The organism is Ralstonia sp. UBA689, from assembly GCF_002298975.1.
Lineage (GTDB): Bacteria > Pseudomonadota > Gammaproteobacteria > Burkholderiales > Burkholderiaceae > Ralstonia.
On sequence record NZ_DBMV01000011.1, the window covers coordinates 105,670 to 131,235 of the forward strand.

The 25,566-nt window shown below is 66.3% G+C and carries 24 protein-coding genes and 1 pseudogene; 11 read left to right on the forward strand and 14 right to left on the reverse strand.

Annotation, left to right across the window (positions count from 1 at the left end; translation table 11 throughout):
- Positions 1-58 precede the first annotated feature (58 nt).
- The 3 genes from B4F51_RS06090 to B4F51_RS06100 all read left to right on the forward strand — a co-directional run bounded on the left by B4F51_RS06090 (position 59) and on the right by B4F51_RS06100 (position 6,171).
- Positions 59-1,381 carry an efflux RND transporter periplasmic adaptor subunit gene (locus B4F51_RS06090; protein WP_296224194.1) on the forward strand — a complete coding sequence of 441 codons (1,323 nt, stop codon included), beginning with the start codon at positions 59-61 and terminating at the stop codon, positions 1,379-1,381.
- Positions 1,382-1,409: 28 nt separating this feature from the next.
- Entirely contained in the window at positions 1,410-4,616 is a 3,207-nt protein-coding gene (locus tag B4F51_RS06095) for an efflux RND transporter permease subunit (protein ID WP_296224195.1), read from the forward strand.
- A gap of 61 nt (positions 4,617-4,677) precedes the next feature.
- On the forward strand, positions 4,678-6,171 hold the full coding sequence (locus B4F51_RS06100) for an efflux transporter outer membrane subunit (protein ID WP_296224196.1): 1,494 nt from the start codon (positions 4,678-4,680) through the stop codon (positions 6,169-6,171).
- Positions 6,172-6,318: 147 nt separating this feature from the next.
- Here B4F51_RS06100 and B4F51_RS06105 read toward each other — a convergent pair whose 3' ends face one another.
- From B4F51_RS06105 to B4F51_RS06125, 5 genes and pseudogenes are all read right to left on the reverse strand, one after another.
- Positions 6,319-6,522, reverse strand: a complete 204-nt coding sequence (locus tag B4F51_RS06105; RefSeq protein ID WP_296224197.1) for a hypothetical protein — start codon at positions 6,520-6,522, stop codon at positions 6,319-6,321.
- Positions 6,515-6,679, reverse strand: a complete 165-nt coding sequence (locus B4F51_RS06110) for a hypothetical protein (RefSeq protein ID WP_296224198.1) — start codon at positions 6,677-6,679, stop codon at positions 6,515-6,517. Before B4F51_RS06110 ends, B4F51_RS06105 begins: the two co-directional genes overlap by 8 nt.
- Positions 6,679-6,885, reverse strand: coding sequence for a response regulator transcription factor (locus B4F51_RS06115; protein WP_296224353.1), 207 nt, complete (start codon positions 6,883-6,885; stop codon positions 6,679-6,681). Before B4F51_RS06115 ends, B4F51_RS06110 begins: the two co-directional genes overlap by 1 nt.
- 57 nt (positions 6,886-6,942) lie before the next feature.
- A pseudogene (locus B4F51_RS06120) lies at positions 6,943-7,230 on the reverse strand (autoinducer binding domain-containing protein); the annotation flags it as partial.
- A gap of 24 nt (positions 7,231-7,254) precedes the next feature.
- Positions 7,255-7,497 carry a hypothetical protein gene (locus tag B4F51_RS06125; RefSeq protein WP_296224199.1) on the reverse strand — a complete coding sequence of 81 codons (243 nt, stop codon included), beginning with the start codon at positions 7,495-7,497 and terminating at the stop codon, positions 7,255-7,257.
- A 446-nt stretch (positions 7,498-7,943) separates the two neighbouring features.
- On the opposite strand from B4F51_RS06125, the gene modB reads away from it, so the two are divergent.
- Both modB and B4F51_RS06135 read left to right on the forward strand, forming a co-directional pair.
- Positions 7,944-8,630, forward strand: a complete 687-nt coding sequence (gene modB / locus B4F51_RS06130) for a molybdate ABC transporter permease subunit (RefSeq protein WP_296224200.1) — start codon at positions 7,944-7,946, stop codon at positions 8,628-8,630.
- The gene (locus tag B4F51_RS06135; RefSeq protein WP_296224201.1) at positions 8,627-9,370 is read left to right on the forward strand and encodes a sulfate/molybdate ABC transporter ATP-binding protein; all 744 of its coding nucleotides are present in this window, start codon (positions 8,627-8,629) and stop codon (positions 9,368-9,370) included. Before modB ends, B4F51_RS06135 begins: the two co-directional genes overlap by 4 nt.
- On the opposite strand, the gene B4F51_RS06140 is transcribed toward B4F51_RS06135, so the two are convergent.
- From B4F51_RS06140 to B4F51_RS06155, 4 genes are all read right to left on the reverse strand, one after another.
- Positions 9,367-9,867, reverse strand: a complete 501-nt coding sequence (locus B4F51_RS06140; RefSeq protein WP_296224202.1) for a flavodoxin family protein — start codon at positions 9,865-9,867, stop codon at positions 9,367-9,369. The genes B4F51_RS06135 and B4F51_RS06140 overlap by 4 nt on opposite strands.
- Positions 9,868-9,877: 10 nt before the next feature.
- Positions 9,878-10,699 carry a TOBE domain-containing protein gene (locus B4F51_RS06145; protein WP_296224203.1) on the reverse strand — a complete coding sequence of 274 codons (822 nt, stop codon included), beginning with the start codon at positions 10,697-10,699 and terminating at the stop codon, positions 9,878-9,880.
- 91 nt (positions 10,700-10,790) lie between these two features.
- Positions 10,791-11,294 carry a DUF6622 family protein gene (locus B4F51_RS06150; protein ID WP_296224204.1) on the reverse strand — a complete coding sequence of 168 codons (504 nt, stop codon included), beginning with the start codon at positions 11,292-11,294 and terminating at the stop codon, positions 10,791-10,793.
- 120 nt (positions 11,295-11,414) lie between these two features.
- On the reverse strand, positions 11,415-14,210 hold the full coding sequence (locus B4F51_RS06155) for a sensor domain-containing protein (RefSeq protein ID WP_296224205.1): 2,796 nt from the start codon (positions 14,208-14,210) through the stop codon (positions 11,415-11,417).
- Positions 14,211-14,923: 713 nt separating this feature from the next.
- Between B4F51_RS06155 and B4F51_RS06160 the strand changes: the two genes are divergently transcribed.
- The 4 genes from B4F51_RS06160 to B4F51_RS06175 all read left to right on the forward strand — a co-directional run bounded on the left by B4F51_RS06160 (position 14,924) and on the right by B4F51_RS06175 (position 17,275).
- A complete protein-coding gene (locus tag B4F51_RS06160; RefSeq protein WP_296224354.1) occupies positions 14,924-15,307 on the forward strand; it encodes a glycoprotein in 384 nt (127 codons plus the stop codon).
- Positions 15,307-15,729, forward strand: a complete 423-nt coding sequence (locus B4F51_RS06165; protein ID WP_296224355.1) for a hypothetical protein — start codon at positions 15,307-15,309, stop codon at positions 15,727-15,729. Before B4F51_RS06160 ends, B4F51_RS06165 begins: the two co-directional genes overlap by 1 nt.
- Before the next feature lie 95 nt (positions 15,730-15,824).
- Entirely contained in the window at positions 15,825-16,694 is an 870-nt protein-coding gene (locus B4F51_RS06170) for an AraC family transcriptional regulator (protein WP_414706691.1), read from the forward strand.
- 140 nt (positions 16,695-16,834) lie between these two features.
- Positions 16,835-17,275 carry a universal stress protein gene (locus tag B4F51_RS06175; RefSeq protein WP_296224207.1) on the forward strand — a complete coding sequence of 147 codons (441 nt, stop codon included), beginning with the start codon at positions 16,835-16,837 and terminating at the stop codon, positions 17,273-17,275.
- 21 nt (positions 17,276-17,296) lie between these two features.
- Here B4F51_RS06175 and B4F51_RS06180 read toward each other — a convergent pair whose 3' ends face one another.
- The 3 genes from B4F51_RS06180 to B4F51_RS06190 all read right to left on the reverse strand — a co-directional run bounded on the left by B4F51_RS06180 (position 17,297) and on the right by B4F51_RS06190 (position 20,270).
- Positions 17,297-17,848, reverse strand: coding sequence for a Spy/CpxP family protein refolding chaperone (locus B4F51_RS06180; RefSeq protein WP_296224208.1), 552 nt, complete (start codon positions 17,846-17,848; stop codon positions 17,297-17,299).
- A gap of 224 nt (positions 17,849-18,072) precedes the next feature.
- Positions 18,073-18,732 (reverse strand): response regulator, encoded by a 660-nt coding sequence (locus B4F51_RS06185; protein ID WP_296224356.1) that lies wholly within the window; start codon positions 18,730-18,732, stop codon positions 18,073-18,075.
- Between the two features lie 2 nt (positions 18,733-18,734).
- Complete coding sequence (locus B4F51_RS06190; RefSeq protein ID WP_414706692.1) at positions 18,735-20,270, reverse strand: ATP-binding protein; 1,536 nt, start codon at positions 20,268-20,270, stop codon at positions 18,735-18,737.
- Between the two features lie 322 nt (positions 20,271-20,592).
- On the opposite strand from B4F51_RS06190, the gene B4F51_RS06195 reads away from it, so the two are divergent.
- The gene (locus tag B4F51_RS06195) at positions 20,593-21,372 is read left to right on the forward strand and encodes an AraC family transcriptional regulator (protein WP_296224357.1); all 780 of its coding nucleotides are present in this window, start codon (positions 20,593-20,595) and stop codon (positions 21,370-21,372) included.
- 101 nt (positions 21,373-21,473) lie between these two features.
- Positions 21,474-22,385 (forward strand): DMT family transporter, encoded by a 912-nt coding sequence (locus B4F51_RS06200; RefSeq protein ID WP_296224209.1) that lies wholly within the window; start codon positions 21,474-21,476, stop codon positions 22,383-22,385.
- 2 nt (positions 22,386-22,387) lie between these two features.
- Here the strand turns inward: B4F51_RS06200 and B4F51_RS06205 are convergent, their stop codons facing one another.
- Both B4F51_RS06205 and B4F51_RS06210 read right to left on the reverse strand, forming a co-directional pair.
- On the reverse strand, positions 22,388-23,968 hold the full coding sequence (locus tag B4F51_RS06205) for a TerC family protein (protein ID WP_296224210.1): 1,581 nt from the start codon (positions 23,966-23,968) through the stop codon (positions 22,388-22,390).
- Between the two features lie 119 nt (positions 23,969-24,087).
- A complete protein-coding gene (locus tag B4F51_RS06210; protein WP_296224211.1) occupies positions 24,088-25,437 on the reverse strand; it encodes a cytochrome-c peroxidase in 1,350 nt (449 codons plus the stop codon).
- Positions 25,438-25,566: the final 129 nt, after the last annotated feature.

The window sequence follows — 25,566 nt, forward strand, 5'->3', positions numbered from 1 at the left end:
AAGCGCTTTGATCCAGTCTTTTCTCTTTGCTTACCCCAACAAAATCGAGAGAGTCATCATGAGCCTGTCCAAACGCACACTCGCCATTTCGGTTGCCGCCGTGCTCGGCGTTGCAGCTGTGGGCACCTACGGTCTGGTCTCCAGTGCCGGCGCATCGCAGCAGCCAGCGGCCGCCCCCGCCGCCACGCCGGTGGATGTGGCGCCGGTGCTGGCCAAGAACGTTTCCGAATGGGACGAGTTTTCCGGCCGCATCGAAGCCGTTCAACGCGTTGAAGTCCGCCCGCTGGTGAGCGGCACCGTCACCGCCGTCCGCTTCAAGGACGGCAGCATCGTCAAGAAGGGCGACGCGCTGTTCACCATCGACCCGCGTCCCTATGCGGCCGAAGTGGCCCGCACGCAGGCTGCGTTGACCGCCGCCAAATCGCGCGTGGCCTACACCACTTCGGAGCTGGACCGTGCGCAAAAGCTGGTGGCCGACAACGCCATCGCGCGCCGCGAGTTTGAGGAGAAGGAAAACGCCGCACGCGAAGCACAAGCCAACCTGCAAGGCGCCGCCGCCGCGCTGGAAGCCGCCAGGCTGAACCTGGAGTACACGCACATCGTGGCGCCGGTCGCGGGCCGCGTGTCGCGCGCAGAAATCACTGTCGGCAACGTCGTCTCCGCCGGTGGTGCTGCGCCGGTGCTGACGACGCTGGTATCGGTCTCGCCGATGTACGTGGCGTTCGATGCGGATGAACAAAGCTACCTGCGCTACTCCGCCAAGGCGGCCCAGGGTGCAAAGACGCCGGTCTACATCGGGCTGGCCAATGAAGACGGCTACACGCGCGAAGGCGTGATCCAGTCCGTCGACAACCGGCTGGACGTGCGCTCGGGCACCATCCGCGTGCGCGCCACGCTGGACAACGCCGACGGCCGCCTCACGCCGGGTCTTTACGCCCGCGTGCGCATGAGCACCGGGGCACCGCACGACGCCATCCTCATCACCGACAAGGCCATCGGTACGGACCAGGACAAGAAGTTCGTCCTGGTGGTGGATGCCGCCAACAAGACGAGCTATCGCCCGGTTGTGCTGGGCGCCTCCATTGACGGCCTGCGCGTGGTCAAGTCGGGCCTGAAGGCCGGCGAGCGCATTGTCGTCAACGGCATTCAGCGCGTGCGCCCGGGCGACGCCGTGGCACCCAACACGGTGACCATGGATAGCCTGGTCACCAAGCGCGTGGTGCTGCCGGGGGCACAACCTGACGCACCGGCCCAATCGGCCGAACTCGCCGCCGAAGCCAAAGCCGACACACCCGCCGCACCTGCCGCCAAGGCTGAAACCAAGCCCGCGAACGCCAAGACCGCAGCCAACGCCCAACGCCTTCCGGCCGACCGCGCCTGATTGCGACTGAAACTCATCGCTCACAGCCATGAACTTCTCTAAATTTTTCGTGGACCGCCCGATCTTTGCGGGCGTGTTATCCACGCTGATCCTGCTGATCGGGATCATCTCGATCTGGCGATTGCCGATCTCGGAGTATCCCGAGGTCGTGCCGCCTTCGGTGGTGGTGCGCGCGCAGTTCCCGGGCGCCAACCCGAAGGTGATTGCCGAGACCGTCGCCTCGCCGCTCGAAGAACAGATCAACGGCGTCGAAAACATGCTCTACATGCAGTCGCAGGCCAACAGCGACGGCAACCTGACCACGACGGTCACCTTCAAGCTGGGCACCGACCCGGACAAGGCACAGCAGCTCGTGCAGAACCGCGTGTCGCAGGCGCTGCCGCGTCTGCCCGACGTGGTGCAACGCCTGGGCGTGACCACCGTCAAGAGCAGCCCCGACCTGACGATGGTGGTGCACTTGCTGTCGCCCAACGACCGCTACGACATGACGTACCTGCGCAACTACGCCGTGCTGAACGTCAAAGACCGTTTGGCGCGTATCAGCGGCGTCGGCCAGGTGCAACTGTTCGGCTCGGGTGACTATTCGATGCGCGTGTGGCTCGACCCGAACAAGGTGGCCGAGCGTGGCCTGACTGCCAACGAAGTGGTCAAGGCCATCCGTGACCAGAACGTGCAGGTGGCAGCGGGCGTGATCGGCGGCTCGCCGTCGGTGCCGGGCACGGACCTGCAACTGTCCGTCAACGCACAGGGCCGCTTGAAGACCGAGCAGGAGTTCGGCGACATCATCCTGAAGAGTTCGCCCGATGGCGCCGTCACGTACCTGCGTGACGTGGCCCGTATCGAGCTGGCTGCGTCGGAATATGGCCTGCGCTCGCTGCTGGACAACAAGCAGGCGGTGGCCATTCCGATCTTCCAGGCACCGGGTTCCAATGCGCTGCAGATTTCGGATGACGTGCGCAAGACGATGGCCGAGCTGAAGGAAGACTTTCCCGAAGGCGTCGACTACCGCATCGTCTATGACCCGACGCAGTTCGTCCGGTCCAGTATCGAAGCCGTCACGCACACGCTGCTGGAAGCGGTGGCGCTTGTGGTGCTGGTGGTGATCCTGTTCCTGCAGACGTGGCGCGCATCGATCATTCCGCTGCTGGCGGTGCCGGTGTCCATCATCGGTACGTTCGGCCTGATGCTGATGTTCGGCTTCTCGATCAATGCGCTGTCGCTGTTCGGGCTGGTGCTGGCGATCGGGATCGTGGTGGACGACGCCATCGTGGTGGTGGAAAACGTCGAGCGGAACATCGCCGAAGGGTTATCGCCGCGCGAGGCCACGTACAAGGCCATGCGCGAGGTGAGCGGCCCGATCATCGCCATTGCCCTGACGCTGATTGCCGTGTTCGTGCCGCTGGCCTTCATGACGGGCCTGACCGGTCAGTTCTACAAGCAGTTCGCACTGACGATCTCCATCTCGACCGTCATCTCGGCCTTCAACTCGCTCACGCTGTCGCCGGCGCTGGCCGCCCTGCTGCTCAAGAGCCATGACGCGCCGAAGGATTGGCTAGCGCGCACGATGGACAAGGGCCTGGGCTGGATCTTCCGTCCGTTCAACCGCGTGTTTGGTGCCGCATCCGAATCGTACGGCCGCAGCACCTCGCGCGTGATCGGCCGCAAGGCGGTAATGCTGGGCATCTACCTGGCGTTGATCGGGGCGACCGCGCTGCTGTTCAACAAGGTGCCGGGCGGCTTCGTGCCGATGCAGGACAAGCAATACCTCGTGAGCTTCGCGCAGCTGCCGGACGGCGCCTCGCTTGACCGCACAGAAGACGTGATCCGCCGCATGTCCGACATCGCTCTGAAGCACCCCGGCGTGGAAAGCGCCGTGGCCTTCCCGGGCCTGTCCATCAACGGCTTCACCAACAGCCCGAGCGCTGGCATCGTGTTCGTCACGCTCAAACCGTTTGACCAGCGCAAGAGTGCCGACCTGTCGGGCGGTGCGATTGCAGGCCAGTTGAACAAGCAATACGGCGCCATCAAGGACGCCTTCATTGCCGTGTTCCCGCCGCCGCCGGTGCAAGGCCTCGGCACGGTGGGGGGCTTCAAGCTACAACTGGAAGACCGCGGCTCGGTCGGCTACGAGCAACTCTTTGCCGCCACGCAGGCCTTCATGGCCAAGGCACGCAAGACGCCTGAGCTGGGCCCATCGTTCTCGAGCTACCAGATCAACGTGCCGCAGTTGAATGCTGATCTGGACCGCGTGAAGGCCAAGCAGCTTGGCGTGCCGGTCACGGATGTGTTCGACACGATGCAGGTGTACCTGGGCTCGCTGTACGTGAACGACTTCAACCGCTTCGGCCGCACGTATCAGGTGAAGGTGCAGGCAGACGCGCCGTTCCGCGCCCATGCAGAAGACATCCTGCAACTGAAGACGCGCAACACCGCCGGCGAGATGGTTCCGCTGTCGTCGCTGCTGCGCGTGTCGCAAGGCTTCGGGCCGGACATGGTCGTGCGCTACAACGGCTACACCGCTGCCGACATCAACGGTGGCCCGGCCCCGGGCTTCTCGTCGGGCCAAGCACAGGCGGCCGTGGAACGCATCGCGCATGAAACGCTGCCCAAGGGCGTGCGCTTCGAGTGGACGGACCTGACGTATCAGCAGATCCTGGCCGGCAACTCGGCCGTGTGGATCTTCCCGATCTGCGTGCTGCTGGTGTTCCTGGTGCTCGCTGCGCAGTACGAAAGCCTGACGCTGCCGCTGGCCGTGATCCTGATCGTGCCGATGAGCCTGTTCGCCGCCATGCTGGGCGTCTGGCTCTCGCATGGAGACAACAACATCTTCACGCAGATCGGTCTGGTGGTGCTGGTGGGGCTGGCGTGCAAGAACGCCATCCTGATCGTGGAGTTTGCGCGCGAGCTCGAGCTGCAAGGTCGCACCATCGTGGAAGCCGCCATCGAGGCCTGCCGCCTGCGTCTGCGCCCGATCCTGATGACGTCGATCGCTTTCATCATGGGCGTGGTGCCCCTGGTGCTGTCGACCGGCGCCGGTGCGGAAATGCGTCATGCCATGGGCGTGGCCGTGTTCGCGGGGATGCTGGGTGTGACGCTGTTCGGCCTGTTCCTCACGCCGGTGTTCTACGTGCTGCTGCGCACGCTGGCGGCACGCCGCGGCCAGCGCTCGGAAGATGCACCCGATCGTGATCTGGACCTGGATGGTGCGCTGCCCGTACCGTCGGCCCAGCACTAAGGTCAACACTCATCAAGACATCGTTATGAACGCGTCGACACAACAACAAACAGGTCCGGCCATGCGCACGGGCCGCTGGACTCCGCTGGCGCTGGCCGCCGCGCTGTTCCTCGCGGCCTGCTCGCTCGCCCCGACCTACGAGAAGCCGGACGTTGGCACGCCCAACGCCTTCAAGGAAGCGGCACAACCCGCTGATGCACCCCTGACCGCAGGCGAGCAAGGCAAGTGGAAGACCGCCGAGCCCGCCCTGCCCGCCGACGGCGCATGGTGGAAGATCTTCAACGACCCAACGCTCGACAAGCTCGAAGCGCAGGCCGCTGAAGCCAGCCCCACGCTGGCCGCTGCCGCCGCCCGCGTGACGCAGGCGCGCGCGTTCGTGCAGGCCAACCGTGCATCGCTGTTCCCGGAACTGGATGCGGGCTTCGGCCCGACGCGCCAGCGGGCTTCGGCGGCATCGGCCGGCTTGCCGGTCGGCGCGAACGTGCAGCCGCAGACGTACTGGCGCGCGCAGTCCACGGTGGCGTATGAGGTCGACCTGTTCGGCCGCGTGCGCAACAACATCGATGCCGCCGGCGCCGACGCCGAGCGCGTCGAAGCGCTGTACCGCGCGGCTCGTCTGTCATTGCAGGCCGACGTGGCGCAGACGTACTTCAGCCTGCGCACGCTGGATGCGGAAGAGGCGTTGCTCTCGCGCACGCTGGTCGGCCGTGAAGAGGCGCTCAAGCTGGTGCAGCGCCGCTTCAACACGGGCGACATTGGCGAACTGGACGTCGCCCGCGCCGATGCCGAACTGGCCACGGCGCGCTCCGACCGCATCGGCGTACAGCGCCGCCGTGCGGTGCTGGAACACGCGCTCGCAACGCTGCTGGGCAAGGCACCGGCCGATTTCACGATGGGCACAGACCCGCTGCAATCGGCCGATGTGCGCGTACCGGCCGGCCTGCCCTCCGCCCTGCTGGAGCGCCGCCCCGACGTTGCCGCCGCCGAACGCTCGATGGCTGCGGCCAACGCGCGCATCGGCGTGGCGCGTGCGGCGTTCTTCCCGCAACTGCAGCTCACGGGCGGCTTCGGCTACGAGTCGCACGACATCGGCGACCTCCTCAAGTGGGGCAGCCGCACGTGGATTCTCGGGCCGCTGGTCGGCACCGCGCTGTCGCTGCCGATCTTCGACGGTGGCGCCCGCAGCGCCGGCGTGAAGCAAGCGCGTGCCGCGTATGAAGAGAACGTCGCCAATTACCGCGAAAGCGTGCTCGTCGCCTTCCGCGAGGTGGAAGACAACCTGTCGGACCTGCGCCTGCTGGCCGATCAATCCAAGGCCCAGGATGACGCCGTGCGTGCCTCGTCGCGCGCCGCGCAGCTCTCACGCACGCGCTATAACGCGGGCTCGGTCAACTATCTGGACGTGATCGACGCGGAGCGCAACATGCTCTCGGCCGAACGCATCGGCGTGCAGTTGACCGGTGCGCGCGTGAATGCGACGGTGGGGCTGATCAAGGCGCTGGGCGGGGGGTGGGGTGACCTGCCGAAGCCTCAAGCGACGGTGGCTCAACAGTAAGGACACTCTCTCCTTCTCTCTCTGGAAAGCGAGACTCTGCGCGGCTTCGGCCGCGCTTTTTTTTGATCACGCGCTCACATGCCAAGGCGTTTTTCAATGCAGGTTTGCTCGACGCCGATGTCCGAGTCGCCACTGCGTTCCGGGCGCCTAAGAATCCTGCCCCGAACCGATCTTCGACGGTGACTGCGGCGCCTCCAGCGCCAATCCCGGCGTCTTCCGCAGCGGATGCTTGAGTAAGCCATCGACGAGTGGCTCGCCGGCAAGCTCCTGCGCGACCGCCCCGCCCTTCGCTATTCCGGACAGGGCCAGGGCCAGCGCGGCACACCGCCAGGAAGAACGGCGTTCATCCATTGCGTTCACCCTCGGTGTGCCGGATTGGGTTGAGCTGCATGTCACGGTAATCCTGCGCCAGTTTGGCGCGGTCGATCTTGAAGTTGACGGATACCGGCAACGTTTGCCGCGGAATCAGCTCCGAGGGGATCCTATAGGGCGGCAGCGTTCCATCCATCAGATCAGGTTCAGCCGACCGGCAATGTAGGCCAGTTGCGCCCGGTTGGACGCGCCATAACGGCGGCAGATCAGGCGCAGGTGATAGTCCACGTTGTGCGCGGTGGTGTGCAGCCTGATGGCGATCTCCTTGTCGCTCATGCCGGCGGCCAGGCAAGTCACCACCCTGCGTTGAATGGCCGACAACGCGGTCTCTGCCGGGCACATGCGGGCGTTGCGCGTGAACGTTTGCAGCGGCGTCCGCCAAACTTGGTGCAGCGCCGTGCCGAACAGGATCGACTGGCCGAGCACGCTATCGGTGATCCACTCGCGCCCCGCATGCGGCGATGCTAGGCTGACCACCGCGTCGCTCGTCCCCTTGCCCGCGCCCAGGCTGAACATCACGCCGCTGCGCAGGCCGTGCTCGTCCATCGCCTGCAGAAACGTGCGCAACGCCGGCTCCATGCGCGGCTGGCTGCGCGCCAGCGATGCCAGATCCCACACCAGCGGCAACCCGGTAGCAAACACCACCGGCAGGCGTGGGTCGACGGCAAGCAAGCGTTCATTGCAATACCGCTGCGCGAAACGCGGTGCTACCTAGTTCTGCAGCATGGCAGCAGCCGGCGGCCCGCCTTCATGCCGCTCGGTCAGAGCATAGGTGAGCGACGAAAAGCCCATCAGCCCCAGCAGCCCCGATACGATGCGCGCGCGTTCGGGCACGCCACGGGCGGCCAGCAGCTCCGTGGCAAGGTGCAGGCGGCCGGGTTGTGCCGGCGCGGACTCGAACACCAGCGCATGTTCTTCGACCGGGATGATCTCCGTGCCCGGCGGCAGCGGCACGAAAGAGCGGTCGCCATTGGCTGCGTGGTCCGGAGCAACGCGTTCAAAGAGTGCGTCGGCGTGCCCCGGGCAACGGTGCCACGCCCTCCCGGGGCGGGCCGCGCATCCAGGTCAATCTGGACGGAAGCGCTCGCGGGGTGGAAATGCCGGGCTGCGCGCCCTTGAGTGTGGCGCGCCTGTCCAGTAGGGGCGCCAAGTCTTCAGCGCGGGGAAAACGTACTGCCTGCAAACCATCCGAGCGATGTGCGGCGGCCATTGTCGTCCTCCGGTCATGTTGGGAAACCCGCTCGGCCGGCCAGCCGGCGCCGTGGCAGGATCATATGCCGGACATCAATGCTCAAGGATTGACCGCCCGTTATAGTCAACTCTATATTGCGCATAACACACTTGATTCGTCGCTGGCGACCAACGGGATCCTCCTGCGGCCCATAGCGATTTCGCAACGCATGACCGATTCCATCTGGACGCCCCTGCTGCTGTCATTGAAAGTGGCCGGTTGGGCGACCGTCCTCAACCTCGTCCTGGGTGTGGCTGCGGCCTACGCGTTGGCACGCACCCGCAGCCGCCTGCGCGACCTGATCGACTCGCTGCTGACCCTGCCGCTGGTGCTGCCACCCACGGTGCTGGGCTATTACTTGCTGGTGCTGCTGGGCCGGCGCGGCCCGATCGGCGCATGGCTCGACAGCCTTGGTATCCAGCTCGTCTTTACCTGGCAGGGCGCCGTGATCGCCTCAACGGTGGTGGCGTTTCCGCTGGTCATGAAATCGGCCCGCGCGGCCTTCGAGGGCGTTGATCATCAACAGGAGAACGCCGCGCGCGTGCTGGGCCTGCCCGAGGCCGCCGTGTTCTTCCGCGTGACGCTGCCGCTGGCGGCACGCGGCATCGCCGCCGGGGTGCTGCTGGCGTTTGCGCGTGCGCTGGGCGAATTTGGCGCGACGCTTATGATTGCGGGCAACCTGCCCGGCCGCACGCAAACGCTCTCCGTCGCCATCTACGAAGCCGTGCAGGCCGGAGACGACGCCACCGCCAACACGCTGGTGCTGATCACCTCGCTCACCTGCATCGTGGTGCTGGTGGTGGCCAGTCGCCTGCTGCAAGGGCGTGCGCCCAGCCTGCAGGAGCAACCGGCATGAGCCTCGTCATGATCGATCTTGCCGTGCAGAAAACGCTGACGAGCGCCGCGCGCGTGTTCTCGCTGGACGTTGCCGTGCGCTCCGACAGCCGCCGCGTGGTGCTGTACGGCCCGTCCGGCGCCGGCAAGAGCCTCACGCTGCGGGCCATCGCCGGCCTGTTGACGCCCGACCGTGGCCGCATCGTACTGGGCGGCCGCACGCTGTTCGACCAGTTAGAAGGGGTCAACCTCAGCGCGCGGGAGCGTCGCGTCGGTTATCTCTTCCAGGACTACGCCCTGTTCCACCACCTGACGGTCGCGCAGAACATCGCCTTCGGGCTCAAGCGCGGTTGGCTCAACCCGTCGCGCCGTACGTATGACCCGCGCGTGCAACATTGGATCGACGCCTTCGAGCTGGGCCCAGTGGCCGCAAACTACCCGTCGCAGGTCTCCGGCGGGCAGCGCCAGCGCGTGGCCCTGGCCCGTGCGCTGATCGCCGAGCCGTCGATGCTGCTGCTCGACGAGCCCTTCGCCGCGCTGGACCCGGCACTGCGCACGCGCATGCGCTCGGACCTCGCAGCGCTGCAGCAGCGGCTGGATGTACCCATGCTGATGATCACGCACGATCCGGCGGATGTGGATATCTTCGGCGACCACGTATTCGAGCTGCGCGACGGCCGTATCGTGGCCGATGCGGTGCGGGCGCCAGGCAGCGCCACCGTGGTGCCTTATCCGCACCTGACGGTGGTGTCCAACGGCTAGAACACCCCCAATGCCAGCCCCGCCGCCATGGCCTCGCCCAGCGCCCGGCAGCGTTCCAGAGCTTCCGCATCGATCCGTTTCGGGGCCAGAATGGCCTCCGGCGTCTGCGCATGGGTGCAGACGATGAGCGGCTCGGCCATGGGCTTGAGTCGCCAGCCGGTGGCGATGCGCTCGATCTGTCGCGCCGCATTTTGCCCATCGCTGCCGGCACAGATCAGGCACGCATAGGGGTGACCGTTGACACGATCGAGCACGGGGTAGTAGCTGCGGTCGAAGAAATCCTTGAGCTGCCCGCTCATGGCGGCCAGGATTTCCGCGGTGCCGAAGAGGTAGCCGTCTGCCGCCAGCACGTCGTCGGGCCCTGCCTGCGCCGCCTGGAGCAGACGTACCGTCACACTGCCCTCTGCCGCCGCGCCGGCTTGCGCGGCTTCGGCCATCTGGCGCGTGCCACCCGTCATCGAGTGATAAACGATCAGCAGGGTCTTGGCTGCGGCCATCAGTCTTCGGCTAGGCCAGGCCCAGGATCACGCTGGATGCCTCGAACACAGCCACGGCGTCCACGCCCTCGGCCAGGGCCAGCGTCTGGACTGCCGTGCGTGAGAGCATCGCCACCAGGACGGTTTCTCCTGCGGGTGTCGCGCCTGCATCCTGCAAGCGCAGGCGCACCTCGGCCTGCACCGCACCTTCGCGAATCTCCGTCACCACACATGGCAACTGGTTCTCGGCCGAGAGGCGCCAACCGGCCGCCCCGCCCGCGCCGCGCTGCAGCATCACGGCCGGCGCCTTGATGAGCGCAACGGCCTGCACGCCAGGCGCCAACCCCAGCGCTTGCGTGCTTTCCTGTGTGATGGTGGCCACCACGGCCTGACCGCCGGGCAGACGCAGCGTCACCGCATCATTGACGGCGCCGGTTGCCACGGCTTCGACGGTACCGAACAGCGTGTTGCGCGCGCTGGTGCGCAGCATCAGGCGGCGCAGGAGGCCAACGTCTTCGCTGGCCGTCTGCGCTGCGGCATCCAGGCGATCGACAAAGCGGCGGTGCTCCGCTTCCAGCACGCGGAAGCTGTCGATCAACCGCTGGGCGCGCGGCGTGAGCACGCTGCCGCCACCGCCCTTGCCGCCCGTGGTGCGCACCACCAGCGGCTCGCCGGCCAGGTTGTTCATGGTGTCGATGGCGTCCCAGGCGGCCTTGTAGGACAGGCCCACGGCCTTGGCACCCGCCGTGATGGAGCCCTTCTGCCCGATGGCGGCCAGCAGTTCAATGCGGCCGCGGCCACCCCAGTTGTCTTCACCGGCGCGCAGCCAGATGGTGCCGTCGAGTTCCAGCATGTCGTCTCATATTGGATGGAGATTGCAACATGCGGATGTTAACTCCGATCAACCGCGTGCCAATCCGGAACCGATCGGCGCGTGTGCGCTATCAGGCGGTCATCAGCTGTGGCGTGCGCGCATGCAGCAGGACCGAGCGCGAGAGCAGCAACCCGCCCAGGAAGCCGAACAGCGCGCTGAACAGCGTCATGAAGCCGCTGGAATGCATGACTTCCGGATGGATTGCCAGCATCACGTTGTAGGCGTAGCGGGCGCAGAACAGACCGAGGATCACCACCATCGGCATCCAGCTCCCGGCCACGCGCACGGTGGCTGCCGACTCGGCAACGGCACCGGCGGGCGGCAGCAGCCGCGTGAGCAAAAACGCCGCGCAGACAGCCGCCAGCCACACTGCCAGGGCGAGCGCGCTGCCGTGGCTCGCCATCGCCACGCCGTAGAGCGAGTACGCCGCAATCAGCAGCGGCAGCACGATCAAGCGGCGGCGCGATACCACGCGCGGCTGCATCTGGCGCAGGCCGATTCCGATCAAGCCGGCAAACACCACGAACACCCAGACGGGCGTATGCGACACGATGGAGGCGAAGGATTCGAGCATGGCGGTCTCCCTATTGGAATGCCGCCAGCTTAGGTGCCGGTTCCCGCACGCGGGAGCGAATTGCGACGAACGGCAGAATGCCCGCCGCGAATGGTCAGCCGCAGTGGCAGGCCGGACCGATCAGCCGAGTGCCGCCCTCACCCCGGCATCCACCACCGACAGGTGCGCACGCAGCAGCCGATCGAAACCTTCGGCCGTCACCGGCTTGCCGATGTAGTAACCCTGGATCTCCTGGCAGCCGGCCTTGGCGAGAAATTCCACCTGATCGGCGTCTTCCACGCCTTCGGCGGTCACGGTCATGCCCAGGGCCCGTGCCATGGCGACGATGGCCTCGGTAAGCGCCACCGAATCCGGGTCGCCCGGAATGCCCGTGATGAACGAGCGGTCGATCTTGACGTTGCTGATCGGAAAGCGCTGCAAGTACGACAGCGACGAATACCCCGTGCCGAAATCATCGATGGAGATGCGGATGCCTTGTGCGGTGAGGGCGTCGAACATCGGGCGAACCTCGTCGGCGCCGCCCATCAGCAAGCTTTCGGTGATTTCCACTTCCAGCGCGGTGGGCGGCAGGCCGGTCTCGGCCAGCGTCTGCTCGATCATTGGCACCACGTCGCCGGCCTGGAACTGCCGCGCCGACAGGTTGACCGCCATGCGGAAGTCGTAGCCGAGCGCCTCGTACCAAGTCACGGCCTGCTCGCACGCGCGACGCAGCACCCATTCGCCGATCGGCACGATCAGCCCGGTCTCCTCGGCCACCGGAATGAACTCCACCGGCGAGATCGCCCCCAGCTTGGCACTGTTCCAACGCAGCAGCGCCTCGGCACCGACGATGCGGTGGCTGGCGAGATCGTACTTGGGCTGGTAGACGAGTTGCAGCTCGTTGTTGTCGCGCGCGTCGCGCAGCGCGTTCTCCAGCAGGTAGCGGCGCTGCAGGCGGGCGTTGAGCTCGGCGGTGTAGAACTGCGCGCGGTTGCGGCCGTTCTGCTTGGCGCGGTACATGGCGGCATCGGCCGAGCGCAGCAGGTCGGAGCCGCTCAGGCCGTCGTGCGGATACAGTGCCACCCCGACCGACACCCCCAGGTAATAGCGCCCGTTGACGGTGTCGAACGGCTCGCGCATCGCCTGCAGCAGGCGTTCGCCCAGCAAGGCGATGCGTTTGCCCTCGACGCGCTGCTCGACGAGGATGACGAACTCGTCGCCGCCCAGGCGGGCGATCACGTCGCCAGGGCCAATGCAGTCGGTCAGGCGCGCGGCGGCGCTTTGCAGCAGCGTGTCGCCGCAGGCGTGGCCGGCGGTGTCGTTCACGCTCTTGAAGCGGTCCAGGTCCAGGAAGAACAGCGCCAGCTCGCGGCTTTCGTCACGCGCGCGCTCGATGGCGCCTTCCAGATGGGCGATGAAGAAGCTGCGGTTGTTCAGGCCGGTGAGCGCATCGTGCGAGGCCAGATGGCGCAGGCGCTGCTCTGCACGCTTGATGTCGGTGATGTCGGCAAACGACAGCATCACCGTGCTGACCGCCGGGTCGCCATGGCGGCGTATCGGGATGATGTTCTCGCGAATCCAGATCAACTCGCCGGTCTTGAGCAGGAGGCCGTAGACCCTGCCCAGGATCGGCTCGCCGCTGCGCTTCACGATCTGCGAAGGCAGCACATCGTGCGCAATCTCCTTGCCGTCTTCGTCGACCACACGCTGCAGCGGGTCCAGCCGGTTGCGGCCAACGAGTTGGCCGGGGCGCACGCGCAGAATGCGCTCGGCGCTGGCGTTGGCGGCCAGCACCACACCGTCCAGCGACTGGATCAATACCCCTTCGTTCAGGTGCGAGATGGCCAGACGGTAGCGCTCTTCGCTCTCGGCCAAGCCGCGCTCGATGGCGTCTTTCTGGATGGCAACGCCGGCCAGGTGGGTGACGTCGTCCAGGAAATGCTGGTCTTCTTCGGTCGGCATGCGGGGTTGGCGATAGAACAACGCGAGCGCGCCCAGCTTGTCGCCGCGCGAGGAGCGGATGGGCAGCGCCCACGCCGCGGCAAAGCCCGTGGCCAGCGCAGCGGTACGTTCGTGCTGCCAGCGCGGATCGGTCGCGATGTCGCCAACGAACACTGCGTCGCCCAGGTACACGGCGCAGCCGCACGCACCGGCGCTGGGGCTGACCGGGGTGTTCTCCAGCGTGGCGGCGTAGGTGGCGGGCAGCGTGGGGGCGGCGGCCACTCGCAGGGTCTGGCTGTCGGCCGGGCTGTCCGCATCCAGCAGCAACACGGCCGCCATGGCATTCGGATAGACCTGTTCGACATAGAGGCACAAGTGGCGCAGCACGGTCGACAGCGCCGCATTGGAAGCGAGTTGCGCAAGCACGGCGTTCTCCGAGGCAAGCAGACGACGCGCTTGCAAGGCCTCGGCACGGGCCTGCACCGCATTGCGTTCGAGCGCATGGCGCGAGCCGGCTTCGCGCAGCACCACCATCATCGCGGGCTGGCCTTCGTGCTCGCACGCGGCGGCAACGCTCTCGACCAGCACGTGGGTGTGGTCCGCCCGCACCAGGCGATGCTCGATGGGCCGCGCGGGCTGGGCGTGCAAACCGCCGTGCACCATGCGCGCCAGGCGCGGCAGGGCCTGAACAAGATCATCCGAGTGAATCAGGCTGGCGAGTTGCACACCCGCCAACTGCGTCGGCGTCTGAGCGCCCATCAGGCGGGCTGCGACCGCGTTGGCACGTACGACCCGCCCCTCCACCGTCAGCAAGACGGCATCGGACGAAAGCCGCGCCAGCGCATCGAAGTCTGCATCCTTGGCCTGAACGTCGGCGGTATCCCCGACAGCCCCTTCGCTGCCGGCCGCGCCCATCACCGGACGTGACACGGCCTCAGCGACCGGCGCGGCGTCAACAGGAGAAGCTCCGGCATCTGCCGGAATGGAACAGGTCATCGGGATACGATTGCTGGATTGCTAGGTCAGCGACGACAACAGAAAACGGAGACACGGAAGGCAGAGAACCCCCGTCTCGACCCTATCCAAAACGGCGTGCTCACGAAAAACTGAAGAGTCACGTCGCGATGCCCCTGATCCTGACATGGCGACGCCCCTCACGTCGATGTGACCGCAAAGAAAAACCCGCGCTCAGTTGACGAGGCGCGGGTTGAAATCTCTGGACCGTGTCGATCTGTTCCAGAGAGGAGAACCGACCCATGAAGCCATGTGGCGATCGCTGCCACGACATTGCTTCCGTGCTCTGAATAATAGTGTTACGCCTAAAAAAACAAAGGGCGGAAAAGGCAGGGTTATCCATCCTTTATTTTTCGACACCCATTTTTTGGCACTTCACGAACCCCTCTGCTGCTTGTCCCGCCTGGGCATCCGGACCTTCGAGCAGCCTCGTCCTTCTCGATGCCAATGACATCGAGAAATCTCCCCAACATATTGGTTGATCGGAACGCCGGTACGAATGTTCCGGCATTGCCGATTATGTCGATCATATGAAACATTTTGCGCAGGGCGAATCACGCACAGGTGACCTCCAGACGACTCATGAGGCAGATTGTCGCGTCAAGTTTCTCGATGATGTGCCGTTATTGTCGAAGGACCCTGCCTGTCTATTGCATTGTTCGCAGGCGCATCTGGATACCCGTGCCTTGACCGCCATGCCGTCGTTCTCCCCCCGCCGCCCCTTTCACCAGCCATTCTCGCGGCACGCCAAATGGCTACTCGTCGCCGTGACTGCCCTGACCGCGCTGGTCGCGCTGCCGCACGTGCATGCCGCTACGCCGCCCGCCACGAAAACCGCCAGCGCGGTGACTGCCGCCGACCACGCAGCCCCCACACCGGCGCCTCCGGCCAAGAAGATCAAGGCCCCCACCTGCCAAGCCATCATGCAGCGCTTGTCGGGCAGTCTGGCCGGAACGCCCAGCAACACCGACAAGCCCGGTGCCGTACTGGTCGACGTCGACAAGGCTGGCGTAACCATGGCCTGCAGCCATTCCGACGCGGTCGCCATCCCAGTGCCGGGCAACAGCAAGACCCGATGATGACAACCGCGCGCCTCGTTCGTGCCGCCGTGCTGGCCGGCCTGGCCAGTCTGACCATCCAGGTTGCTTGCGCCGAGCATTGGATCGCCCTGCCCCCGCAACCGGACAGCCGCGCTGCGCTCGATGTCGGCAGCGTGCACCGCATGCCCAGCGGCCCCGTCAGCGCGTGGGTGCGCGTCGAAGCAACCAACCGCGCGGGCACGCGTTCGTTGCAGCGCATGTTCGGCGCCTTCCGTGGCGATATGGCCGACTTCCTCTACACCATCGACTGCGGCAGCCGGCAGTTCACCATCTCGCGCGCCAAGCTGTACCAGGGTGCCATCACCGTCAGCGAGACGGAATCCGGCAACGATGCGGGCTGGCGTCGCGTGGACGGCGTGGGCCTGGCCGGCGCGGTAGCACGCCACCTCTGCACGGGTTAGCCGCACGCTGCGCTCGCACACGCGCATGGCGGCGCCATCGTTGGTAACATCGTCGCGTGCGCCCCGCTCCCAGCCCCTCCTCGCCCGACCCATGCGTGACCGCTGACGCCAGCGTGTTCGGCACGCTCGCGCGCGGTTCGCGCGCATCGCTGGAGCGCGTCGCCAACCTGGGCGACGGCGTAACCGCCGCCATCTGGCGCAACGAACACGACGAGGCGCGCTACACCCAACCGGGCCACCACACGCTGTCGGTCTATCTGCAAGGCGGCTACACCACGCACCGGCAGGATCTGCCAAACCTGTTCGGCGCACCGGGGCGCGTGTGCATGCTGCCGGCCGAGCACGAATCGGCCTGGGTGATCGAGCAACCGATGCGCTTCGTCCACCTGTACTTCGCGCCTGACGCGCTGGCGGGGCATGCGGTGCGCCTGCTCGATGCCGAGCCGCGCCTGTTCACCCTGCACGACCGCACCTTCATCGAGGACGCACTCCTCGCGCAATCGTGCGCGCGCATCGCCCAACTCGACTGGACGGACCTGGATGACCGCATGCGAGCCAATGCGCTGGCCAACGACACGCTGTCATACCTGGTGCAGACGCAGGGCCGCACGCGTGCGCTGGCCGTGCGCGGCGGGCTGGCACCGCACGTATGCCGCCGTATTGCCGCGCGTATCGAGGCCGAGCTGCACCTGCCACTATCGCTCGGCCAGTTGGCCGCGGAGGCAAACCTGTCGGAATTCCACTTCGCGCGGATGTTTCGCACCTCGTTCGGCGTGGCGCCGCATGAATGGGTGATGCAGCGGCGCCTGGCCCGTGCGCAAGAGTTGCTGCGCACCACGACTCTGCCGCTGGCAACGATTGCTGAGCGCTGCGGCTTCGCCAGCCCAAGTCACTTCAGCCGGCGCTTTGCCGTGCAACTGGATGCGTCGCCATCACGCTACCGGCAGTCCTGCCAACGCGCCTAGCGGCGCTTCCTGCCATGTCAAGAAACGAACGATCGTATTTCCGCATTGGCTGAAAAAGCGCACCCGTCCTATCGTTTTCCACGATAGAGGCACTCTGTGCAGTGCAGTAGCTTGGAGATGGGTTCCCCATGGAGAGCGCCATGTTTACCCATATCCTCCTGCCGACCGATGGCTCTGAGCAATGCTGCAAGTCCATAGAAGGCGCACTCAAGCTCGCGCGCGCCACGGGCTGCCGGCTCACGGCCTATACCTGCATCGAAGAGTTCCCCAACATGGCCTATTCGGCCGGCGTCGGCGAGTGTCCGCATGCGCACTACATGGAGCAGGTGCAGGGTCATGCCAAGCATTGCATCGATCGCATCGCAGCGCGCGCAAAGGAAGAAGGCGTCCAGTTCGACAGCGATGTGTCGCAGTTTCCCGAGCCCTACCTCGGCATCCTGGATGCAGCAAAGCGGCACGCGTGCGACGTCATCTTCATGGCATCGCACGGGCACCGCAGTCTGATGGGCCGATTGCTGATCGGCAATGAAACGCGCAAGGTGCTGACTTACGCCAACATCCCGGTGGTGGTCTACCGCTAGTTGCAGCCCCCAGCCGATCCATTACATCGGCACCGGCTCCGGCGCACCTTCGCCGTTTTCCAGCTCGGCCACGTGCTGGGCTTCGCGCTCGCTGATCTGCTTGCGCTGCTCGGGCGTGAGCACCTGCATGATCTTCGCGCCGGCCTGCGCACGCAGTTGCGCCGCGCGCGCGACGGCACGGCCGAGCGCTTCGGTCAGCGTCTTCGCTCGCGCTTCATCGTAGCGCCCCGACGCCACCATCTCACGCAGATCGCGACGGGCATGCTCAATAGCCTTGTGCTGCTCGCGCGCCTCGGGCATCTGCGCATATTCGACGGCGAAGATCTTGTCGCGCTGCTCTTCGGTCAGTTTCAGGCCATGCAGGAAAAACGCACCGCCATGATGACGGCCCATACCGTGCGGCCCCATCGGACCAGGCCCGCGGCCCATCATGCCGGGCCCCAGCATTCCAGGATCACGCGGCACGGGCGACATGGGCTCGGCGCCAGGTGCAGCGGTCTGGGCAAGCGCGGCGCACGACAGAAGTAGCCCGGCAGCGGCGGCGGCCAGGCGGCGAGAAGTTACGGCAGTCATGATGAGGCTCCTGATGAGATCGTTGGCCGGACACGCCAGCCATACGCTCACTGTAGCCACTGAAATTGCACCAAGAGTGGGCAAACGAAGGAGTTTTCTTGAACTCCTGCCGACCTGCTTAAAGCGGACTCACGATCCGAAGCGTGCGGCCCGAGGTTGGCTTGAGAAGCACAGTCGCACACCTGTACGGCGAACATCGCAGGGCCAAGATCGCAAATCGGCTTTCAAGCATCGAGCCGGTAGCCCACCCCGTAGACGGAATGGATCATGTCGGTACCCGGGCTCAGCTGCTCCATCTTGCGGCGCAGATTCTTGACGTGTGTGTCGACCGTGCGATCGGTGACGATGCGATGGTCGTCGTAAATCTGTTCAAGCAGGTTTGCGCGCGAGAGGATGCGGCCGGGTGCCGACGCCAGCGCCGCCAGCAGGCGGAACTCCACCGGCGTGAGGTCCAGGCGATGGCCGCGCAGGCTGGCGGAGTACGCCGGGCTGTCGATCACCAGCGCGCTCTCGGTCACGCCGCCGCCGCGATGCACGCGGCGCAGGATGGTCTTGATGCGCGCCACCAGCTCGCGCGGGCTGAACGGCTTGCAGATGTAATCGTCGGCGCCCAGTTCCAGGCCGAGCAGGCGGTCGATCTCCTCCACCCGCGCGGTCACGATGACAATGGGGACCTCGCTGAAGGCGCGCACTTCGCGGCAGATCTCCAGGCCGTCCTTGCCGGGCAGCATCAGATCGAGCACCACCAGCTCGGGCGCGGTCTCGCGGATGCGCTGCACGGCGTTCGACCCATCAGCCAGCCACTCGGTCTCGTAGTGGGCGGCGCGCAGATAGTCGATCGTCAGGGCAGCCAGCTTCGGTTCGTCTTCAATGATCAGGATCATGGTCAATCATGGGCGATAGGCGGATCAAGAGTGGGCAGGCGGATGGCGATCCAGAGGCCGCCCAGCGGCGAAGGCCTGGCCTCGATGGTGCCGCCATGCGCGGCAAGAATAGTCTGGCACAGGGAGAGCCCCAGCCCAGCCCCGCCCAGCGCGCGGCTGCGCGACGGGTCTGCGCGGAAGAGACGATCAAAGATGCGCGGCAGCATCGTTTCGGGCACACCCGGCGCGCTGTCCTGCACGTCGATCTGCAGCCACGCGCCATCCTGATGGACATGCACACGCAGCATGCCGCCTGCATCGGTGTAGCGCAGCGTGTTTTCCAGCAGGTTCTGCATGACCTGGCGCAGGCGCTGCGGGTCTCCATGGACCATCGCTTCCTCCGAAGGCGCCGGTGGAAGGTCGAGTTGCAGCGTGATGCCTTTTTCCATCAGGCGCGTCGTAAAGCCCTGCACGGCGCTGCACACGGTATCGGCCAGGTCCAGCGGCTCCATGTGAAAGGCCAGCGCACCTACGTCGGCCAGCGAGAGTTCATACAGATCGTCGATGAGCTTGTTGAGCGTCGACACTTCGGCCTGCAGTGAAGCGAGTGAGGAGGCGGTCAGCGGGCGCACGCCGTCTTCCAGCGCTTCCAGCTCGCCGCGCAGCACGGCCAGCGGGGTACGCAGCTCATGCGAGATGTCGGCGGTAAGCTGGCGGCGCATCTTCTGGTTGGCCTCCAGCGACGCGGCCAGGTGGTTGAAATCCGTCGCCAACCCACCCAGTTCGTCGCGCGAATGCACATCGACGCGCGTGGCGTAGTCGCCGCCAGCCATGCGGCGCGTGGCATCGGCCAACCGGCGCATCGGTGCCAGCAAGCCGCGGGCGAGCAGCACGGCCGCCAGTGCCGCCAGCAGCATCGACAACCCGGCAATGATCCAGGTGGCGCGCAGTTGCTGCGCCTGGAAAGCCTGGTCGGCGCCTTCGGGCACGCGCACGCGCGGCGGTACGGCCAGCCAGCCGACGGTCTGGCCGTTGTGGTTTAACACATGCCATTGCGCCTTGGGCCCCAGCGGCGGCCCGTCGCCGATGATGACGTTGCGTGAGGCATCCAGCAGCCAGATCGGCGAGTGGGGCATCGGTGGCTCGCCGGGTGGGGGCGGAGGCAGACTGCCGGCGCGCGGCAGGTCAGGCGGCGGGGGCATGCCATGGCCCGCATCGCGAGGATCAGGAGGAAGCGGTTCGAAGCGGTGGCCAAGCGGCGGCTCGAAGCGTGCGCTCCCCATACCATTGGCTCGGGCCCGCGCGGCCTCGCGGCGCAGCAGGCGAAACCAGGCTTGGCGATCGTTGCGCAGGAATTCCCAATTGCCGTGCTCGGCATAGGCCGCCTCGACGCCACGAGCGATCACCGCCAGACGCTCTGCCTCGCGCGCGTTGACGTAATCGAGAAAATTGGCATCGAAACGCCAGCGCACCGCTGCGCCCATGGCGAGCGCCACGACGATGCTCAGCGTGAACAGTGCAATGAACAGCTTGGAAGTAATGCCGAAAGACGGGCGCATGGATCGATGGAAACAGCTTGTCGCCCGCGCCGGCGGGGACGGTTCCCGCGCTGCCGGACTCAAACGCAGCGTCATCTTACCGGGCCCGATGCAGGAGACCGCTTGAGCATAGCAACCGCACGGCGCCAGAAAATGAGTGAAATGCGAAGAAGCGCAGCAGAACGCCACGCTGTACCGGCAAAATGGCGCCTCCGGCACCCGTGCGACAGCCTGCGTCAAGCACGCTATGCTGCGGCCACGCGGCACCCTTCGCCCGCATTCCTGGAGACCCGCCTTGCCCAGCCGGACGGCCCGCCCTTCGTTCTCGATGCTCCGCTGCGCCATGCCCGGCGTGGAAGCCGTCGCCGCCGACTCGGGGCACGCATTTCCACGCCATACCCACGAACAGTTCGGCATCGGCATCGTCGACCGCGGCGCGCAGAAGTCGTTCAGCGGACGCGGCATGGTCGAGGCAGGCGCGGGCGACGTCATCACGGTCAACCCCGCCGAGGTACACGACGGCACGCCTATCGGGGATGTTGGCCGTGCCTGGCGCATGCTGTACTTCGACCCCGACGTGGTGACCGACCTCGCGCGCGACCTGCAGGTCAGCAACCGCCGCCGCGGCCATGGCGACGCTGAGTTCGACCGCCCGGTCGCGCACGATGCCAACTTGGCGCGTCGCGTCCGCATGCTGTTCGCGCAAATGACCGCACCGGCCTCACAGCACGATGCGCTGCTGCGGGAGCAATTGCTGCTCTCTGTGCTAGCCGACGTGCTGCACGCTGCCAGCCATGGCATCGACCATGCCCCGGACACGATCCGCCTGGCACGCGCGCGCATCGACGATGACCCGGCCGCGGCGATCTCGCTGCTCGACCTTGCGCGCGAGACCGGCCTCAGCCGCTTCCAGGTGCTGCGGGGGTTTGCCCGCGTGACAGGCCTCACGCCGCATGCGTATCAACTGCAGCGCCGCGTCGCCCTGGCGCGCCGCATGATCGGCCAGGGGCTGCCCCTGGCCGAGGTGGCTGCTGCCTGCGGCTTTGCAGACCAAAGTCACATGACACGGCAGTTCGTGCGCAAGTACGGCGTGTCGCCCGGCATGGTGGCTGCCGCGCGGTAGGTCGCCTCCCGGCCTCCGGCACCCTCCTCTGCAATTTCGTTCAAGACGCGCGTACCGCGTGCGGCCATCCTGCGGGCTTTCACAACCGCAAGGGGGGCGACATGTCCAAACGGCTCGAAGGCTGCATCTACCTTGCCTTGGCGATGGTGCTGGTGGGCAGCACGGTCACGGCCAGCAAGATCATCGCGGCCGGCCTGCCGCCCTTCACAGCCACAGCGTTGCGCTTTGCAATGGCGCTGCCGCTGTTCCTCGTCGCCATGCGCATGGCGGGCACGCGCTGGCCGGTGCTCACGCGCGGCGGCTGGGGGCTGCTGTTCGTGCAGGCGGCGGCCGGCAGCGTGGGCTACACGACACTGTTGATCTCGGGGCTGCGCTACACGTCGGCGGCCGATGCGGGCGTCATCATCGGCACGCTGCCGGTGGTGTCGGCGCTGATCGCCATCGTGTTGCTGGGTGAGCGGCCCGGGCGCGCGGTGCTGGGCGCGATTGTGCTGGCCACGGGGGGCGTGCTGGCCATTGCCTTCCGACCCGACGGCGGTGCCGCGCATCCGTTGCTGGGCAACCTGCTGGTGATTGGCGCGGTGCTGTGCGAGGGGCTCTTTATTCTGCTCAACAAGCGGCTGCGCACGCCGATGCCGCCGCTGGCGCTGTCGACGCTGATGAGCGCGTTCGGCCTGCTCACGGCGTTGCTGCCTGCATTGTGGGAAGCGCCGTGGCAACTGCACGCATCCGCCCAGACACTCCACGCGCTGGCCGCCGTCGCCTACTACGCCGTCGTGCCCACCGTCGGCGGCTTTGTGCTCTGGTATGCAGGCGCGGCGCGCGTCAGCGGCGCAGAGGCATCGCTCTTTACCGCGCTGGCGCCGGCAACGGCCGTCGTGCTCGCCGCCACGCTGCTCGGCGAGGCGGTCAGCACCCGTCAGGTGGCCGGCATTGCATGCGTGCTGGCAGCCGTGCTTGGCCTGGGGCTCGCTCGCGCGCCGGTGCCATCCTTACCCGAGGAATCAGCGTGAGCCTAGGCTTCGGCGTCGGGCGCCGTGACCTCTTCCAAGCGTTCGATCCGCACGCGCACAATGCGGCGGCTGCCCGCCTCCAGGATGACGAAGCGCAGGTCGTGGCGCACCAGCGTATCGCCCACTTCGGGCAGGCGATCCCACTGGTTGAACAAGTAACCGCCCAGGCTCGTCGCGCCGCCGCTCTCATCGAGCAGCCAGTCCACATGCAGCACATCTTCGAGCTGGAGCAGGTCGGCCTCGCCAGCCACATCCCAGCCGCCTTGCTCAAGCTCCACCACATCAGGGCGCTCATCCTCGTCGGGGAATTCGCCCGCAATGGCTTCGAGCACGTCGATGGGCGTGACCACGCCCTGCACCACGTCCAGCGGGTCGGTGACGAGCAGCATGCGACCGCGCGCGCGCTTGAGCTGGTCCATAAGGCGCAGGATGCCGATGTTGTCCGACACCTTCAGCGCCGGTTTGACCGAGCGCTCGATGTCGACGGCGCCGCGCGTGTCGAGGTCGCCCATCAGATCCTTGGCGCGCGCCACGCCCACCAGATCATCCAGCCCGCCACGACACACCGGAAACTGATTGTGCGGCACGGCCAGCAGCAACTTGCGCGTCACGGCGGCGTCCGCCTCCAGATCCACCCACGAGATATCGTGGCGCGGCGTCATGACCGAGCGCACCGAACGTTCGGCCAGGTCCAGCACGCCGCTGACCATGCTGCGCTCTTCGGGCCGGAACACCGCTTCGGCGGCCCCTTGATCGGCATCGCGCGGAGCGGCCTCTGCGGCCTCGCCCTTGGCTTGCGCGACACGTTGCTCGCCCAGCAGGCTCAGCACGGCGTCGGCGGTGCGCTCGCGCAAAGGGCGTCGCCGCTCGTAGCGCACCACATTGCGTTCGCCCACTTGGTTGAAAAACTCGATCAGGATCGAGAAGCCGATGGCCGCGTACAGATAGCCCTTCGGAATATGAAAGCCCAGCCCTTCGGCGACCAGGCTGAAGCCGATCATCAGCAGGAAGCTCAGGCACAGCACCACCACCGTGCGGTGCTCGTTGACGAAAGCCGTCAGCGGGCGCGAGGCAAACAGCATGGCGCCCATGGCCAGCACCACCGCAGAGATCATCACCGGCAGGTCGTTGACCATGCCCACGGCGGTGATGACGGAGTCGATGGAAAACACCGCATCCAGAATCACCACCTGCGCAATCACGTTCCAGAACTTGCCGTGGCCGGTGCCGTGGCTATCGTCTTGGGGCTGGCCGTCCAGGCGCTCATGCAGCTCCGACGTCGCCTTGAACAGCAGGAAGAAGCCGCCCAGCAGCAGGATGATCGCGCGCCCCGACAACTCCACCGGCCCGATCGTCAGCAGTGGCTTGGTGAGCGTAATCAGCCATGACATGGCCGAGAGCAGCACCACGCGCATCCCCAGCGCCAGCCCCAGGCCGATCATGCGGGCACGATCGCGCTGCGCGGGCGGCAGCTTGTTGACGAGGATGGCGATGAAAACGAGGTTGTCGATGCCGAGAACGATCTCGAGCACCACCAGGGTGAACAGGCCGATCCAGATGGACGGGTCAGCAAGCCAAGTCATAGTGAAAAGTCAGGGACAGCAGAAAGGCGATCCGCCGATGATAACCGCAGCGCACGCACGGGCCGTGCAAAGCTGCAGCTGCGCTTTTGCCGGACACCGCAACAAACGGGCCAGAGCAATCAGCGCTGGGCGACGCGCGTCGGCCGATAGCCGTCGGTCAACGTCTTGAGGAAGGCAACGATGTCGCGCACGTCGGCCTCGGTCAGCACCGGCTTGTCGCCGGGCTTGCCGCCGAACGGAGGCTCCATGTTGACGTTGCTGCGGTACTGCGGCGGCAAGTCGTCGAATTTGTCGACGCTGCCGTCGGCCTTGCGCGGATACCACTTCTGCGGCTGCGTATCGCGCTGGGCGTAAAAGCGCACCGCGTCTTCCAGCGAGTGGATGGTGCCGTTGTGGAAGAAGGTCTTGCGCAGCGCCACGTTGCGCAGCGACGGCGTGCGGAAGCGTCCGCAGTACTCCGCATGGTCCGTCAGGTCGGTCCGGTCGGGGCCGCACAGGCCGAGATCAAAGAAGGCCGGATCGGCATTGGCTGCCAGCGAACGGTTGCGCGGCACACCCACTGCAATGTGGCCGAAATCGGTAAAGGCAGGGAACGCGCCGTCCTGCTTGATGGCGCTCACGTGGCACGACGCGCAGTTGCCCTTGGCCGGATCGGCAAACAGTTGCAGCCCGCGCATCTCCTGTGCAGACAGCCTGACCTGCTTGCGCAAGAACGCGTCGTACTTGCTGTCGTACGGATAGAACTCCGACGGCGTCTGCTGAAAGACTTCGAGCGCCATGAGCGCGGTGCGGAAGGCGGTGTCCTCGTTGTCGAGGATGTCGTTGCCGAAGACCTGGCGGAACGTCTGCGCGTGGCGGCCCTCGCGCAGCTTGGCGACGACCTTGGCCGGCGTGCCGTTGGCCATCTCGTGCGCAGACAGCAGCGGGATGCGCGCCTGATCGTGCGTGGACGAGACGCGGCCATCCCAGGTGTAGCCGCCGGTGGGGCCCTGGTCTTCGGAGTCGTTGCCGTCGCTCTCGTAGAAATGCTCGGTGAACGGCGGCACGTTCTGCAGATAGCGCAGCGACGGGGCAGCACGCACGCCGGTCTTGTTCATCTCGGGGCCGCCCAGTTGCACCGAGAGGTTGTTCGATGGGCCATAGGCGTGCGTGGGGCTATGGCAGCTTGCGCAGGCCAGCTTGCCCGACGCGGACAGCGCTGGATCGAAAAACAGCGCCTTGCCCAGCGCCGTCATGGCCGGCACCGATGGGCGGCGCGTCGCCATCATCGTATAGAAGGCCTTCTCGAAGGCAGGCGCCGCGGCGGGTGCCGAAGCTGCGGCAACCTTTGCCACTGGTGCGGACACCGAAGCCGGAACCGGGGCAGCCTGCGCCGTGGCCGGTTCGACGCGCCCGCATGCGACCATCCCGAACACGAGCGCCGAGGCGGTCATCAGGCAAACAGCGGACACAGGCAGAAGACGGGGCATTGGCGGAATCGGCAGCGAGCGCAACGATGGGAGTCTCGCAAGGTAGCATGGCAATCGTGACGATTTGATGTCGTCAAACCGCTGTCACCTCAGCCCCTGGAGAGCCCGCATGGTGAGAAAAGTCTTCAA